This window comes from Bradyrhizobium sp. USDA 3364, assembly GCF_054056355.1.
This window is the reverse complement of the sequence record NZ_JBSRYG010000002.1, coordinates 7,291,233-7,306,032: the sequence shown is the minus strand read 5'-3', so window position 1 is coordinate 7,306,032 and position 14,800 is coordinate 7,291,233. Positions and strand designations below refer to the sequence as shown.

At 66.5% G+C, this 14,800-nt stretch carries 12 protein-coding genes; 5 read left to right on the top strand and 7 right to left on the bottom strand.

Annotated elements, in window-relative coordinates; all coding sequences use genetic code 11:
- The first annotated feature begins 141 nt into the window (after positions 1-141).
- Complete coding sequence (locus ACVILL_RS34315; RefSeq protein WP_456733093.1) at positions 142-2,478, top strand: GumC family protein; 2,337 nt, start codon at positions 142-144, stop codon at positions 2,476-2,478.
- Between the two features lie 9 nt (positions 2,479-2,487).
- Here ACVILL_RS34315 and ACVILL_RS34310 read toward each other — a convergent pair whose 3' ends face one another.
- Positions 2,488-3,663: a Bug family tripartite tricarboxylate transporter substrate binding protein gene (locus tag ACVILL_RS34310; protein ID WP_456733092.1), complete on the bottom strand. Its 1,176-nt coding sequence runs from the start codon at positions 3,661-3,663 to the stop codon at positions 2,488-2,490.
- On the opposite strand from ACVILL_RS34310, the gene ACVILL_RS34305 reads away from it, so the two are divergent.
- Positions 3,613-4,572: a LysR family transcriptional regulator gene (locus tag ACVILL_RS34305; protein ID WP_456733091.1), complete on the top strand. Its 960-nt coding sequence runs from the start codon at positions 3,613-3,615 to the stop codon at positions 4,570-4,572. The genes ACVILL_RS34310 and ACVILL_RS34305 overlap by 51 nt on opposite strands.
- Before the next feature lie 40 nt (positions 4,573-4,612).
- On the opposite strand, the gene ACVILL_RS34300 is transcribed toward ACVILL_RS34305, so the two are convergent.
- The gene (locus tag ACVILL_RS34300) at positions 4,613-5,941 is read right to left on the bottom strand and encodes an MFS transporter (RefSeq protein WP_456734429.1); all 1,329 of its coding nucleotides are present in this window, start codon (positions 5,939-5,941) and stop codon (positions 4,613-4,615) included.
- A gap of 353 nt (positions 5,942-6,294) precedes the next feature.
- On the opposite strand from ACVILL_RS34300, the gene ACVILL_RS34295 reads away from it, so the two are divergent.
- Entirely contained in the window at positions 6,295-7,233 is a 939-nt protein-coding gene (locus tag ACVILL_RS34295) for a LysR family transcriptional regulator (RefSeq protein ID WP_456733090.1), read from the top strand.
- Positions 7,234-7,248: 15 nt separating this feature from the next.
- On the opposite strand, the gene ACVILL_RS34290 is transcribed toward ACVILL_RS34295, so the two are convergent.
- Positions 7,249-8,442 carry a GNAT family N-acetyltransferase gene (locus ACVILL_RS34290; protein WP_456733089.1) on the bottom strand — a complete coding sequence of 398 codons (1,194 nt, stop codon included), beginning with the start codon at positions 8,440-8,442 and terminating at the stop codon, positions 7,249-7,251.
- A gap of 168 nt (positions 8,443-8,610) precedes the next feature.
- On the opposite strand from ACVILL_RS34290, the gene ACVILL_RS34285 reads away from it, so the two are divergent.
- Entirely contained in the window at positions 8,611-9,636 is a 1,026-nt protein-coding gene (locus tag ACVILL_RS34285; RefSeq protein ID WP_456733088.1) for a polysaccharide deacetylase family protein, read from the top strand.
- Positions 9,637-9,966: 330 nt separating this feature from the next.
- Here ACVILL_RS34285 and ACVILL_RS34280 read toward each other — a convergent pair whose 3' ends face one another.
- The gene (locus ACVILL_RS34280; RefSeq protein WP_456733087.1) at positions 9,967-10,182 is read right to left on the bottom strand and encodes a DUF2842 domain-containing protein; all 216 of its coding nucleotides are present in this window, start codon (positions 10,180-10,182) and stop codon (positions 9,967-9,969) included.
- Between the two features lie 102 nt (positions 10,183-10,284).
- On the opposite strand from ACVILL_RS34280, the gene ACVILL_RS34275 reads away from it, so the two are divergent.
- Positions 10,285-11,370, top strand: coding sequence for a COX15/CtaA family protein (locus tag ACVILL_RS34275; protein ID WP_456733086.1), 1,086 nt, complete (start codon positions 10,285-10,287; stop codon positions 11,368-11,370).
- Positions 11,371-11,408: 38 nt separating this feature from the next.
- Here the strand turns inward: ACVILL_RS34275 and nadC are convergent, their stop codons facing one another.
- From nadC to nadA, 3 genes are read right to left on the bottom strand one after another with little or no spacing between them, the layout of a single operon-like run.
- A complete protein-coding gene (gene nadC, locus ACVILL_RS34270; protein WP_456733085.1) occupies positions 11,409-12,260 on the bottom strand; it encodes a carboxylating nicotinate-nucleotide diphosphorylase in 852 nt (283 codons plus the stop codon).
- The gene (locus tag ACVILL_RS34265; protein ID WP_456733084.1) at positions 12,257-13,807 is read right to left on the bottom strand and encodes an L-aspartate oxidase; all 1,551 of its coding nucleotides are present in this window, start codon (positions 13,805-13,807) and stop codon (positions 12,257-12,259) included. The genes nadC and ACVILL_RS34265 overlap by 4 nt, the downstream gene beginning before the upstream one ends.
- A complete protein-coding gene (nadA, locus tag ACVILL_RS34260; protein WP_456733083.1) occupies positions 13,804-14,790 on the bottom strand; it encodes a quinolinate synthase NadA in 987 nt (328 codons plus the stop codon). Before nadA ends, ACVILL_RS34265 begins: the two co-directional genes overlap by 4 nt.
- Between the last annotated feature and the right edge of the window lie 10 nt (positions 14,791-14,800).

The following is a 14,800-nucleotide window of genomic DNA, read 5'->3' as shown; positions in this document are numbered from 1 at the left end:
TAACGGCACTCATGGTTAACAAACGATGACGGCCGGGTGGTGACCGGCGTATCCGTCAACCCCGCCGATTAACCCAGCAGCAACCTTAATGGACTGTAATCGCCCGCATTGATGGAGTCGCGGCGTCCGCGGGAGTTCGTTATGCGTTTTGCATTCTGGCGTAGAGGCAAGGAAAAGGCCGTCGTGCAGCGGGCGTTGCCGAAGTCCGCGCCCGTTGCCGACGAAGCTATTGCGAAGCCGGCTTCGCCCAAACCGATTCCTGATAAGCCGGCACCTCTATCGGAGGCGGCTGATCTCGATCTGCATGTGCTCGGACGCGCGCTGGCGCGCAAGCGCGGCTGGATCATCGTGCCGACCGTGCTGGTGTTTGCGTTGTCGCTTGCCGTCGTCAACGTCGTGACGCCGCGCTACAAGTCCGAAGCGCGGATCCTGATCGACAATCGCGAGAACGCCTTTCTGCGCCCGAACGGCGAGCGCGACCTTGAGCGCACTTCGCTCGACGCCGAGGCCGTGACGAGCCAGGTGCAGCTCGTGATGTCCCGCGATCTCGCGCGCGACATCATCAAGAAGAACAAGCTTGCCGAGCGTCCGGAGTTCGATCCGGTGCTGCGCGGCTTTTCCCCGCTGAAGTCGCTGCTGGCGCTGTTCGGCATCGGCCGCGATCCGTTCAGCCTGACCCCGGAAGAGCGGGTGCTCGATGCATATTACGAGCGCTTCCAGGCCTTTGCGGTCGACAAGTCGCGCGTCATCGTGATCGAATTCCAGTCGGAAGATCCCGATCTCGCCGCGCGCGTCGCCAACTCGATCGCCGACGGCTATCTCGTGCTGCAGCAGGCGGCGCGGCAGGACCAGGCCAAATCCGCCAGCACCTGGCTGCTCGGCGAGATCGACAAGCTGCGCACCAAGGTTGCGGACGCGGATTCGCGTGTCGAGGAATTCCGCTCGAAGTCGAGCCTGTTCGTCGGCACCAACAACATCCCGCTGTCGAACCAGCAGATGGGCGAGCTGAACACGCAGCTCAACAATGCCCGCGCGCTGAAGGCGGACGCCGAGACCAAGGCGCGGCTGATCCGCGAGATGCTGCAGAGCGGCAAGCCGATCGAGGCGTCGGAAGTGCTCAACTCCGAGCTGATCCGGAGGCTGGCCGAACAGCGCGGCACGCTGCGCGCACAGCTCGCCGAGCAATCGTCGACGCTGCTCGACAACCATCCGCGCATCAAGGAATTGAAGGCGCAGATCGCCGATCTCGACCGTCAATTGCGCGAGGAGGCGGGCAAGATCTCGCGCTCGCTCGACAACGACGCCCGCGTTGCCGATGGCCGCGTCATGGCGCTGTCGGTGAGTCTCGACCAGTCGAAGAAGCAGGCGGCCTCGAGCAACGGTCAGGACGTGCAGCTGCGCGGGCTGGAGCGCGAGGCCAAGGCGCAGCGCGATCTGCTGGAAGCCTATCTCGCCAAGTATCGCGAGGCGACTGCACGCGAGAACATCGAGGCTGCGCCGACCGACGGCCGCATCATATCGCGCGCCACCGTCTCGAACACGCCGGCCTATCCGAAGAAGCTGCCGATCGTGCTGATCGCGACGCTGGCGACGCTGCTGCTGTCATCCGGCATCATCGTCACCGGCGAGTTGCTGCGGATCTCCGCGCCCGGTGCGGTCGGCCGTGCCTTCGCGCCGGCCGCCGCCGTGATCCGGCGCCGCGAGCCGGTCATGGAGACCGCGGCCCAGGACGAGCCGGAGCCGAGGCTGCCGCCTGAACCCGCCTTCGCCGCGCCGGTTGCACCCAAGCCGGCGATGGAGCCTGAACTGCCGCTGGAGCCCGCGGTGGCGCATGAACCTGCCATCGACGAGCCGCAGCCCGTGCCGGCCCAGGCCGTCGATGAGATCGACGAGCTCGCGGAGCGCCTCGTCGCGGCAGGTCCGGCCGCCCACAAGGTCACGGTCCTCGGCCCGGCGGCCGGTGAGAGCGTCACGTGGACCGCGCTGACGCTGGCGCGTCTGATGGCGCGCCAGGCCAAGGTCGTGGTGGTCGATCTCGTCGCGTCCTCGCCGGTGTTGACGGCGGCGACCGTCGACCCCGCAGCGCCCGGCCTCGCCGAGCTGATGCAGGGCGAGGCGACGTTCGCGCAGATCATCACCAAGGATCGGCAGTCGCGCGTGCAGATCGTCAGCGCCGGGCGTCCGGGCTTCGACCGCTCGCATCTGCAGTCGCCGCGGCTCGGGCTCGCGATCGACGCGCTGCTCAGGGTCTACGACCACGTGCTGCTAGATGCCGGCTCGGCCGTCGACCTGCCGGCCGAGCTGCTGACCACGAAGGCGCAGGCAGTCGTGGTGCCCGATGCCGCCATGGCGCAGGACGCGCGCCGCTCGATGGTCGATCAGCTCAGGGCCGTGGGCTTTTCCGAAGTGACGATGCTGAGCAAGCCCTGCGCGCCGTCGGAGACCGCCGCGCCGGGCCCGCGGGTGGTGGCGGCCTGACCGTCACCGTCAGCCGGCGGGGGTAAATCCGGTTGCCTCCACGATCGCTTTCCAGCGCGCGGATTCTGTGGCGAGCAGGCGGGCAAAATCATTCATCGCGATCGCGTCGACATCGACGGACAGTTTGGCCATGCCGGATTTGACCTCGTCGGTGCGAAGCGATGCCTGGATCGCGTTGTTGAGTTGCGCAACGATTGCCGGGGGTGTGCTCGCCGGCAGGAAGATGCCGAACCAGGTCAGGTCCCGAAGCGCGGGGTAGCCGGCTTCCGCCACGGTCGGCACGTCGGGAAGAGCGTTGAGCCGACGGGGACCTGTCGTCGCCAGCGCGCGCAGCTGCCCGGACTGAACCTGGCCCAGCAGGCTGTCGACCGGCATCACTGCCGATGCGATCTCGCCTTTCAAGAGATCCTGAACCGCGCCTCTGCCCTGATAGGGGACATGGAGATACTCGAAGGCTGCGGTCCGGCCGAGCATGGCACCGATGAAATGCAGCGTGGTGCCGACGCCCGGCGTGCCGTAGGTCGCCTGCGTCGGGTTGGCACGGCACCAAGCGACGAAGTCGGCGAGGCTCCTGACGTCGTTTGGGACTCTCGGCCCCACGGCCAGCAAGGTCGCGAACGAGCCGACCGTCGATACAGGCGCGAAATCCTGGGCTGCGTATCCGAGCGTCTTGTAGATGTGCGGAAACAGCGCGATGAACCCGAGCGGCGCGAGCAACATGACCGATCCATCGGCCTCGGCGCTCCTCACAGCTTCGATCGCGATACGCCCACTGGCGCCGGGGCGCGTCTCAACGACGATCGAGTCTGCATAGTCCTTCATTTGTCCGGCGACGAGTCTTGCCACGGCGTCCGGTAATCCGGGGCTGTAGCCGGTCAGGATATGAGCGGTCTTCAGGCGGGGTTGGGCCGCGAGTGGCCGTATCGTCTGGCCGGTAGCCACCAGGGCGATGCCGGCGGCTGATGCGGTCATGATGTCGCGACGGGTCAACATGCGGGCCTCAGGGGTCATAGAGCCGCGCCATCCGGGGGCGCGACGATCTGCGTCATCGCACGCGGAGGATGCGTGAGGCGGCGACCAACGTCCAATGCTAGTGTCTGAGGCGTCCATAACCGTTTTGGTAGGGGATCGCCGATGCAGGACATTGAGCGTGCCCGGCGCCGGGTCAAGCTGCGCGATCTGCACATCCTGCTCGTCGTCGCGCAGCGTGGCAGCATGGCAAAGGCCGCAGCCGAGCTCGCAATGTCGCAGCCAGCGGTTTCTCGCGCCGTCGCCGACATGGAGCACGCGCTCGGCGTCCGGCTGTTCGACCGCTGCCGCAGCGGCATCGAACTGACGACCTATGGCCATGCTCTGGTCAGGCGCGGGGTCTCGATCTTCGACGAGCTGACCCAGGGTCTCGAGGAACTCGCGTTTCTTGCCGATCCGACCGTCGGAGAGTTGCGGATCGGCAGTTCGGAAAGCATCGCGGCGGGCTTGCTGCCGGTGGCGGTCGACCGGTTCACGGGGCAGCATCCCGGGATCCGCATCAATGTCGCGCAAACCGTTCTCAGCAATTTGCGCTACCACGAATTGCGCGAGCGCAGCATCGATCTGTTGCTGGGATGGACGCCGACGCCGTTCGACGAGAAGGATTTGGCGGTCGAGCCGCTGCTGAATGATCCGCGCGTCGTGGTCGCGGGGAGCAGAAGCAAATGGGCGCGCGCATCCAGGCTGGACCTCGCCGAACTCGCCAACGAGCGCTGGGTGTTGCCTCCGCCCGAAACCTTTCCAGGCTCCGCAGTGATGGACATGTTTCGCGAGAATGGAATGGTGACGCCGGGCGCGCCGGTCACGACACTGTCGCTTCACTTGTGCTGCCGGCTGGCGGCGACCGGCCGCTTCATCACCCTGCTGCCGGCGTCCGTCGCGCGGCTTGGCGGCCGCGATCTCGGGCTGAACATCCTTCCGGTTCGGCTTCCGCGAACGGCCGCGGTCTCGGCCGCGATCGTCACCCTGAAGGGCCGCACGTTGGGGCCGACGGCGGAGCTGTTCGTCGCCTGCATCCGCGAGGTCGCCAGGCTGGCACCAAGCAGGACGGCGGCTCGCGAATGAATTGGCGAGCGCCCTTTATGCTCGCACAGGTGTCTGGTATCTAGTGCGCCATGATCGGCTCGCGTGCGGCCCGCTCGAGGACCGGATCGATCCGCAGCCTGATCGTCACCAGCGCGCCGATCAATCCCACCGCCGCAAGCAGCAGCAGGCCTGCGGTGAAGCCGCCGGTCAGGTCCTTCAGATAGCCCATGGCAAATGGGCCGGCGAAGCCTGACAGGTTGCCGAGCGAGTTGATCGCGGCAATGCCCGCCGCCGCCGAGGCCCCGGTCAGGATGCCGGCCGGCATCGGCCAGAACATCGGCGGCACCGCCGACACGCCGATCTGCGCGATGCAGAGCAAGGCGACGATCAGCACCGGACTGGATACGACGCCGGCGAGGCCTATGCCGACCGCTGCAAGCGTCAGCGCGCCGGCGACGTGATAGCGCCGTTCACCGGTCTTGTCGGAATGGCGGCCGAGCAGCACCATGCCGATCGCGCCGAACACGAAGGGCAGGGCTGCGATCAGGCCGGTCTGGGTGTCGGTGACGCCGAACGCCTTGATGATCGTCGGCAGGAAGAAGGCGACGCCGTAGCTCGCCGCGTTGAGGCAGAAATACACCAGCGCGCAGGCCAGCACCCGCGAGTCCGTGAGCGACTGCAGCACCGAGATGTGCTCCACGGCTTCGGTCTTCTGGCGCTCAAGATCGAGCGTGGTCTGGACCCACTTGATCTCGTCGGGCTGCAACCAGGTCGCCTGGCGCGGGAAGTCGGGCAGGAGGGCCAGCACGGCGATGCCGACCAGGACGGACGGCAGCGCTTCGCAGATGAACAGCCACTGCCATCCGGTCAGACCGGCTCCCGACAAATTGAGCAGCAGGCCCGAGATCGGCGACCCGATGATGCTGGAGATCGGGATCGCCAGCATGAACAGGCTGATGACGCGGGCGCGATAGATCGCCGGGAACCAGAGCGTCAGATAGAAGATGATGCCGGGGAAGAAGCCGGCCTCGCAGGCGCCGAGCAGCAGGCGCAGGAAGTAGAAGATCCATTCGTTCGAGATGCCGCTCGCAGCCGACATCTGCGGGATGAATGCGAATGCCGCCGAGACGACGCCCCAGCTGATCATGATGCGGGCGATCCAGCGCCGCGCGCCGAACCGTTCCAGAAGGATGTTGGAGGGCACTTCGAAGAAGAAGTAGCCGACGAAGAAGAGACCCGCGCCGAGCCCGTAGGCGGCTTCACTGAGGCCCAGCGCCTCATTCATGTGCAGCTTGGCGAAGCCGACATTGACGCGATCGAGATAAGCCACGAAGTAACACAGGATGAGGAACGGAATCAGCCGCCGCATCATCTTTCCAACCGCGCGCTTCTCGACATCGTCGCTCATCATTCCCGTCCCTTCTGGTTTTTCGATTCGGCGTACGGCCACAGCGCTGTCCGGGGCGTCACCTGGTGCGCCCGCAGCGATCCGTCGCCGTGCCCTGGTTGCCCTTGCAAGTCTCCTTGCAAGCCTTGCATTCAATGTTGTGTAATGGATGGCCGCGTGACTAATGGCATTTGGGAATGGAGCCACGGCGAAACTGTCATGATGCACCGCGGTATGAGCGCGGGAACCCCAAGCGTTTTCCCGCGAAATGGGTACCGGTTCGCGTAACGAAAACGCGTCGCAGCAGAAACTAGAGTCCGTGCCGATTTAATCGGAACGGAAATGGCTCTAGTCGGGCAGAATGGTGGCAGGCCGTGATCAATAATCTGAAATTGCGCCAGTTGCGCCTGCTGGTCGCGCTCGACACCGAGCGCAAACTGCAGCTCGCGGCCGAACGATTGAGCATCACCCAGTCTGCGGCATCGAAGATGCTCGCCGAGATCGAGGCCGTGGCGCGGGTTCCGCTGTTCGAGCGAACGGCGCGCGGCGTCGAGCCGACGGCCTACGGCTCGATCCTGATCCGTGGCGGCAGGAGCGTGCTCGCCGACCTCGACCGGGTCACCGATGAGTTCGCCGGTTACAGGTCCGGCGAGCTCGGGACGGTGTCGGTCGGAACGGTCGCCAAGCCCAGCATCGATCTTGTCGTCGACGTCATGCAGTATCTTGGCGAGAAGCTGCACCGGGTGAACATTTCGCTCGATGTCAGCACCAGCCCGCCGCTGATTGCGCGTCTGCTCGCGCTCGAGCTCGACTTCGTCGTTGCGCGCATTCCGGCCGGCGTCGATTCCGCACAGTTCGACTATCACGAGATCGGCGCCGAGCAGGCCGGCCTGCTGGTTCGCGCCGAGCATCCGCTGGCGGCCCTCGACAGCGTCAACCTGGAAGACACGGTCGACCTGCAATGGATCTCCCAGCCGCGGGAATCCTTCATGCGCCAGGGGCTCGAGCGGCTGTTCTACAGCCGGGGCATTGCGCCGCCCCGGCGCATGATCAACACCGAGTCATTCTTTGCCTCGCTCGGAATTGCCGCGGGCATCGACGCGATCGTGCCGGTGCCTATGCTGGTGTTCGATCTGGTCGATCCGCAGCGCTTCAAGATGCTGCGCATCCGCGACCAGCTGATGCTCGAGAGCTACGGGCTGATCAAGCTGCGCAAGCGCGCACTGTCGCCGGCCGCGATGCTGGTGTTCGACGCGATGATGCGGCTCGGCGTCGCGAGCGGCCGGCCGGCATCCGATAACCCGTCCGCGTAGCGCCGCCCGCGGCTCTCAGCGGAACATGCTGCGCAGGTTCTGCGCAATCTCGAACAGCGCGGGATTCTGCTTCACGGCGCGCTTGGCGCGGCTGATTGCCGCCAGCGCGCCGGCCGCGGGCTTGCCGCGCAGGCTGAGCGGAATGAAGCTGTCGACGATCGGCTCGTCGTCCTTGCAAAACAGCCGCTTGTACTCGTCCGAGCCGATGCCGAGGTCGAAGGCGCGGTAGTTCAGGCCGGCATGACGATCGATGATGTCGCGCATCAGGATCAGGCCGGGGCTGAACTTGGAATTGGCCGACATCGTATAGGTGTTGAACATCATCGAGAAGCGATGACCGTCGGACACGCCGGCGAAGATCGCGATCACTTCCTCGTCGCATTCCAGCGCGTGGATGTCGATCGCATAGCCCCTGCCGTCGGCGCGCGGCGCAAGGCAGGCGCTGCGGATGAACTGCTCGACGTCCGGCTCGGCGAACACGTTCGGCAGCTTCTGCTCGGCCATGCGCTGCGGCTTGACGCGGAAGAACCAGTCGAGCAGGCGGCAGACGTCGGCGCTGTTATCAGCGACATGATAGCGGTAGCCGGGCAACGGTTGCAGCTTGCGCTCCTTGCCCTTGAGACGGCGGCGGAACGAATTGCTGATCAGCGCCGCGGGTGCCGCGCCGGGCTCGATCACCAGCAGCGGGCAGTCGTTGACCGAGGGCTGGCGCGGCAGCAGCGCCAGCGGATTCGGCAGATCCTGCCAGCGCAGCGGCTGTTGACACAGCACGAGCGCGTCGACGCGCGAGCGTTCGGCGATTGAACCGGTCAAAGCTGCGACGTCGGCCTCGGTCGCGTTGGCCGCGAAATCCTTGTCGCACAGCGCCATGTTGAAGGTCGCATGCTTGCCGCCCATGAAGCCGGCGCAGGTCGCTCCAAGGCGGGACTCGACCGCAAGCGGCAGCAGCAGCAGCAGCCGCCGTTCGCTGTCATGCGCGACGACGATGAAGGGCCGCAGGCCCTCGCGCTCGCCGACCTGGCGCTGCCAGCTGGCGAGGAAGTCGAAGCGCTGATAAGGCGTGTAGGAGTGTTGCGGTGTCTCGAAACTGCGCCAGGTTGCCTCGGCCGCAGCGAGATCATGAAAGATGTCGACGCCGGCAACGCGGATTGCGTTCGGCCACGTTCGCGTCCCCACCGTCTGGCCTTCGATTGCCGCCGCCATGGTCATCTCGGAACCTAAATTTTTTAAGGTATTAATTTACAGTTCTCGGCTAGGGCCGACCTTCGCAGGGAAATGTCAACAAAGAGTAATAAACAGTCTCTTGGCGGTGTGCGGGAACCGCCGGACGGGACGGGGATCTTGGTGCCGGATAACGGGATTTTGCGGCGGGCCCGGATGGAGCTCGCATATTTCAGCGGCGCGTTCCGGCTGCGGCAACGCGAGGCCGGCGGCGCCGGGGTGATCCTGCGCTTCGCGCGCGTCCGCCCCGCACACCGGGCGCGATTTCAGCCGCTGAAGTCGCAGGAGATCACGCCGGCATTTCTCGATCGCACCATCCGCGCGCTGAAGCGCTGGCGGTACGACATCGTGGGGATCGATGAGGCCTGCCGCCGCGCGGTGACCTTGCCGGAGCGCCGGCGCTTTGCCAGCCTGACCTTCGACGGTGTCAGCAAGGACATCGTCACCCATGCCTATCCCGTGCTCGCCAAGCACCGCGTGCCTTTCACCGTCTATTTGCCGACGGCCTTTCCCGACGGTGTGGGTGTGGCGTGGTGGCTGGCGCTCGAGGACATCATCGCCCGCGAGAACCGCATCAGCCTGATGATCGATGGCCGGGAGCGGCACTTCGAGGTCTCGCAACTGTCGGACAAATACGAGCTGTTCGATTTCCTGTCCGGCTGGCTCCGCAAGCTGCCGCCGTCGGAGCTGTCCTATGCGGTCAGCGATCTCGGCACGCGTTATGCCGCCGCTGCGGCGCTGATGGCGCGCAGCGCCTCGCTCGACTGGGCGGATCTGGCGAAGCTTGCGGCCGATCCGAACGTGACGTTCGGCAGCGCCACCGTGAACCATCCGGCGCTGTCGAGCCTCCGGGACGCCGACGCGCAGCGCGAGATCATGATGGGAAAGGCGGTGGCCGAGAGCGCGCTGCGGCGGCCGATCAGGCATTTCGCGTATCCGTTCGGGGACCGCGACGCGTTCCGCCGGCCGCATGTGGTCATGGCGGAGGAGGCTGGGTTCGCCAGCGCGGTGTCGACCATCTCCGGCGTCGTCGAGGCGCAGGGCCGCACCAATCCTTACGTGCTGCCGCGCATCGCATGGGACGGCCGCGTGCGCTCGCTGCGGATGATGCGGGTGCTGCTGTCGGGCGTGATGTTCGCGCCGGTGCGGCCGACGAGGAGCGCGCATGATGCCAACTCCTGAACTTGAACGGCAGTTCGGCCGGAAGCCTTCGGAGCGGATCCCGCAGGCTACGATGCGGCGCGGCCCGACTATCCGGACTGGGTGCTCGATACGCTCAGTTCGCGATGCGGGCTGGGGCGAAAGACCGCGACGTTCGAGATCGGTGCAGGAACCGGCAAGGCGACCCGGCGCCTGCTCGGACTCGGCGCCGATCCTCTGACGGTCGTCGAGCCAGACCAGCGGCTGTAGCCGAGATCGGCCGCATCGCCCGCGATGAGTTCGGCGGCCGGGTGATCAGAAACATGACGACGAGCCTCTACATCGCGCGCTGGTCGCGATGAACAGCGGCAGTCAGCCCTCGGCGCGGTCGGGCCGCGACATCCAGGCCACGATCGGCATCGCCGGCAGCACCCAGCCGAGGCCAGCGACGACGTAGAAGATCGCCTGCAGCAGGCCGGAATTGGCGAGCCATGGCGTCTGGGCGACCGTCATGCCAAGCAGCGACCACACCACCACCAGAATGAGCAGGAAAATGGTTCCGAGCAATTTGCGGGTTCGTATGGCCATGACGGATATGTGCGACTCGTGATCCAGCGCGTTGAGGCGGCGCTTGCGCCGCGGGCGCGCCGGACTATAAGGGGCTCGAAAATCCAATCAAGTCAGGGCGAAATGGCCGGTATTTCCGCAAAGACATCGCAGCTTCGTGCCGTCCGGATCTGGCTGCTCGCGGTCGCCGGCCTGATCGCGCTGATGGTGCTGGTCGGCGGTGCCACGCGGCTCACCGAGTCCGGCCTGTCGATCGTCGAATGGAAGCCGGTGACCGGCGCGCTGCCGCCGCTGACCGAGGCGCAGTGGACCCAGGCCTTCGAGGGCTATCAGAAGATTCCGCAATATCGCGAGCTCAACGCCGGGATGACGCTTACGGAGTTCAAGACGATCTTCTGGTGGGAGTGGAGCCACCGGCTGCTCGGCCGCGTGATCGGCGCCGCCTATCTGCTGCCCTTCCTGTATTTCCTGTGGCGCGGCACGGTGAGCGGCGAGCTCGGCCGGCGGCTCTGGGTGATCTTCGGCCTCGGCGCGCTGCAAGGCGGCGTCGGCTGGTGGATGGTGGCGTCCGGTCTCTCGGAGCGCGTCGAGGTGTCGCAGTATCGGCTGGCGACGCATCTGGTGCTGGCGCTGCTGATCTTCGCGGCGATCGTCTGGACGCTGCGGCGGTTGACGGACCGCCCGTCCGTGATCGCGCCGCTCAGGCTGAAGATCACGAGTGCGGTGCTGCTGTTGCTGACCTTCGTGCAGCTCTATTTCGGTGCGCTGGTCGCGGGCCTGCGCGCGGGCAGGGTCTACAACACCTGGCCCGACATCGACGGCGGCTTCATCCCGTCGGCTGACCGTCTGTGGTTCGAGACGCCGTGGTGGCGCAATCTGTTCGACAACACGCTGACGGTGCAGTTCGAGCATCGCATGACCGCCTATCTGCTGTTCGCGCTTGCGATCGCACATGCGATCGATGCGGTGCGCTCGCGCGCCGGCGGTGGCGTGATCGCGGGTGCATGGTGGCTGGTTGCGGCGATCACGCTGCAGGCGACGCTCGGCATCCTGACGCTGCTGCATCAGGTGCCGATCGATCTGGCGCTGACGCATCAGGCGGTCGCGATCGTCGTGCTGACGCTCGCGGTTCTGCAGGCCGAGCGCTTCGCCGCGCGCCGCACCGAACAGGGCCAGCCGAACCTGGTTCCGGCCGGCCAACCCGGTTGATGAATCAACCGGGTTGATGCATCAACCGGGCTGATCGATCAGGATAGATAATCGAGCCCGATATCGAGCGCGGCAGAGCTGTGGGTCACCCAGCCGACCGAGATCAGATCGACGCCGGTGGCGGCAATCGCCGCGGCGGTCGCAGCGGTGATGCGGCCGGACGCCTCGGTGATCGCCTTGCCGCGCGCCATACCGACCGCCTGGCTGAGCTGCTCGGTCGTCATGTTGTCGAGCAGCACCGCGTCGACGCCGAGCGCCAGCGCTTCTTCGAGCTGCGACAGCGTGTCGACCTCGACCTCGATCTTCACGAGATGTCCGGCATTGGCCTTGGCGCGCTCGATCGCGGTGCGGATGCCGCCGGCGAGCGCGATGTGGTTGTCCTTGATCAGCATCGCATCGTCGAGCCCGAAACGGTGATTGCCGCCGCCGCCGGCGCGCACCGCATATTTCTCCAGCGCCCGCAGTCCCGGCGTGGTCTTGCGGATGTCGACGATCTGAGCGCGCGTGCCCGCGACCGCTTTCACCAGCGTGGCGGTCGCGGTCGCGACGCCGCTCATATGGCAGAGGAAGTTGAGTGCGGTGCGCTCCGCGGTGAGCAGGCTGCGCGCCGGGCCGTCGATGATCGCGATGACTTCGTCGGGCTCGACCGCGCTGCCGTCGGGCCGCTCGGCGCGCAACTCGATCGTTGGCGAAACCATCTGGAACGCGGTGCGCGCGACGTCGAGGCCTGCGATCACGCCAGGCTGTCGCGCCCGCATCACCAGCCGCGCCTGCTGGCCGGCCGGGACGATCGCGTCCGCCGTGATATCGCCGGCGCGGCCGAGATCCTCGCGCAGGGCGGTCTGCACGATCGGCTCGTAGAGCAGCGGCAACAGGGGATTGAGGGTCATGATAGGGCACTCCTGGCTGAAAGCTCGGATTCAACGATGTCGCGCGCGGCGGCGAGCGCCTCGGCACGGGTGAGGGAGGATGGGGACGCCGACAGAGCGGTGTGCGGGAAATCGGTGCGGAAATGGCCGCCCCGGCTTTCCTCACGCCTGATCGCGGCAACCGCCATCATCAATCCGATCAACGCAGGGTCGGACGCTGCGCTCTGGCCGCGCGCGAGCGGATAGAGGCTGCGGATCGCGCGCTCGATCCCGTCGCGGTCGCGCAGCACGCCGAGCCCCTGGGTGAGGATCGGACGCACCGCGGAGGGATCGGAGGCCGGCGGCATCGCGTCGTCGCGCAGCATCGCGCGCGGACCCGCGCTGACGCCTTCGATGCTCTCGGCGACCCAGCGCGCGCAGACGATCGCTTCCATTAGCGAGTTGCTGGCGAGCCGGTTGGCGCCGTGCAGGCCGGTGCGCGCGGCTTCACCGCAGGCCCACAGGCCCTGCACCGTGCTGCGGCCAAAACCGTCAACCGCGATGCCGCCCATGTGGTAGTGGACCGCGGGCCGGATCGGGATCGGATCATGGGCGGGATCGATGCCAGCCATCTTGCAGAATGCACTGATCACGGGATAGCGCTGCGCGAATTCCGCGCCCGGATGCTTGCGCGCGTCGAGGAAGGTGCGATGTCTCGCGGCGCGGTGGCGCCACACGGCGCGCGCCACGATATCGCGCGGCGCAAGCTCGGCGCCGGGCTGGTCGGCCATGAAGCGTTGGCCGGTCTCGTCGATCAGGAAAGCGCCGTCGCCGCGGATCGCTTCGGTCAGCAGCGGCATCGGCCGCGACGGCCCGTCGAAGGCGGTCGGGTGAAACTGGACGAATTCGATGTCCGACAGTTTTGCGCCGGCATGTGCCGCGAGCGCCAGCCCCTGGCCGAAACATCCGCCGGGATTGGTGCTGTCGGCAAACAGGCCGCCGATGCCGCCGGTCGCGATCACGACGCGGTTGGTGGCGATCGTAAGCCGGCCGCGGTCGCCGGCGGCGAGCACGCCCCTGACCGCATTGTCCTCGACCAGCAGCCGGCGCGCCTCGACGCCTTCCAGCAATGTGATCGACGGCGTCCGGCGCACCGCCGCGATCAGCGCGCGCATGATCTCGCGGCCGGTGCCGTCGCCGGTGGCGTGCACGATGCGGTTGCGGCCGTGCGCGGCCTCGAGCCCGAGGCGCCAGCTGCCGTCGGCGCGGCGGTCGAAGGCGACGCCGAGCTCGGCGAGATGCTCGACGGCGGCAGGTGCGGCGTGGACGATCCGCGATGCCGAGGCCGCATCGCACAGGCCGGCACCGGCGGCAAGCGTATCGGCGAGATGCAGGGCAGGGCTGTCATCCGCGCCGACGGGCGCGGCAAGTCCGCCTTGCGCCCACATGCTGGAGGCTTCCGCGCCGAGCGGCGATTTCGACAGCAGCACGACCGGCTCGGGCGCGAGTTGCAGCGCGGTCATCAGCCCCGCGGCGCCGCCGCCGATGATGACCGGGCGGCCGTTGAGATCGGAAATATCGGTACTCATATCGCCAGCATCCTTTCGACGCTCTTGCGCGCGCGCTCGGCGATTGCGGGGTCGATCGTGACCTCGTGCTGATTGGTCTCCAGCGCGTGACGGATGTTCTTCAGCGTGATCCGCTTCATGTGCGGACAGAGATTGCAGGGGCGGATGAAGTCGACATCGGGATTGCGCGCCGCGATGTTGTCGCTCATCGAGCATTCCGTCAGAAGCACGACCCGCGGCGGACGCTTGGTCTCGACGAACGACTGCATCGCGGCCGTCGAGCCCGCGAAGTCCGCTTCGGCGACGACGTCGGGAGGGCATTCCGGATGCGCCAGGATGGTGACGTCAGGGTGATTTTCGCGGAGCTGGCGCACGTCATCGGCGGTGAACAACTCGTGCACCTCGCAATGGCCTTTCCAGGCAATGATCTTCTTGCTGGTCTGCTTGGCGATGTTCTGCGCCAGATATTCATCCGGCAGCATGATGACGCGCTCGGCGTCGAGCGATTCAACGACCTTCAGCGCATTGCCCGAGGTGCAGCAGATGTCGGACTCCGCCTTGACCGCGGTCGAGGTGTTGACATAGGCGACGACGGGCGCGTCCGGATAGCGCGCGCGCATCAGCCGCACGTCCTCTGCCGTGATGGAATCCGCCAGCGAGCAGCCGGCCGCAAGATCAGGGATCAGCACGGTCTTGGCCGGATTGAGCAGCTTCGCCGTTTCGGCCATGAAGTGCACGCCCGCGAGTACGATGACATCGGCGTCGACCTTGGTCGCTTCACGCGCGAGCAAGAGGCTGTCGCCGACGATATCGGCCACGCCGTGGAAGATCTCCGGCGTCTGGTAGTTGTGCGCGAGCACCACCGCATTGCGGCGACGTTTCAGCGTCAGAATCGCATCGACGTCCTCGGCGAAGGTCGCCCATTCGAACGGCGGGATGACGCGCTTGACGCGCTCATAGAGCGGCGCGGTGCGGGTGAGAAGATCGGTATCGAGCAAGGCCATTTATACTCTC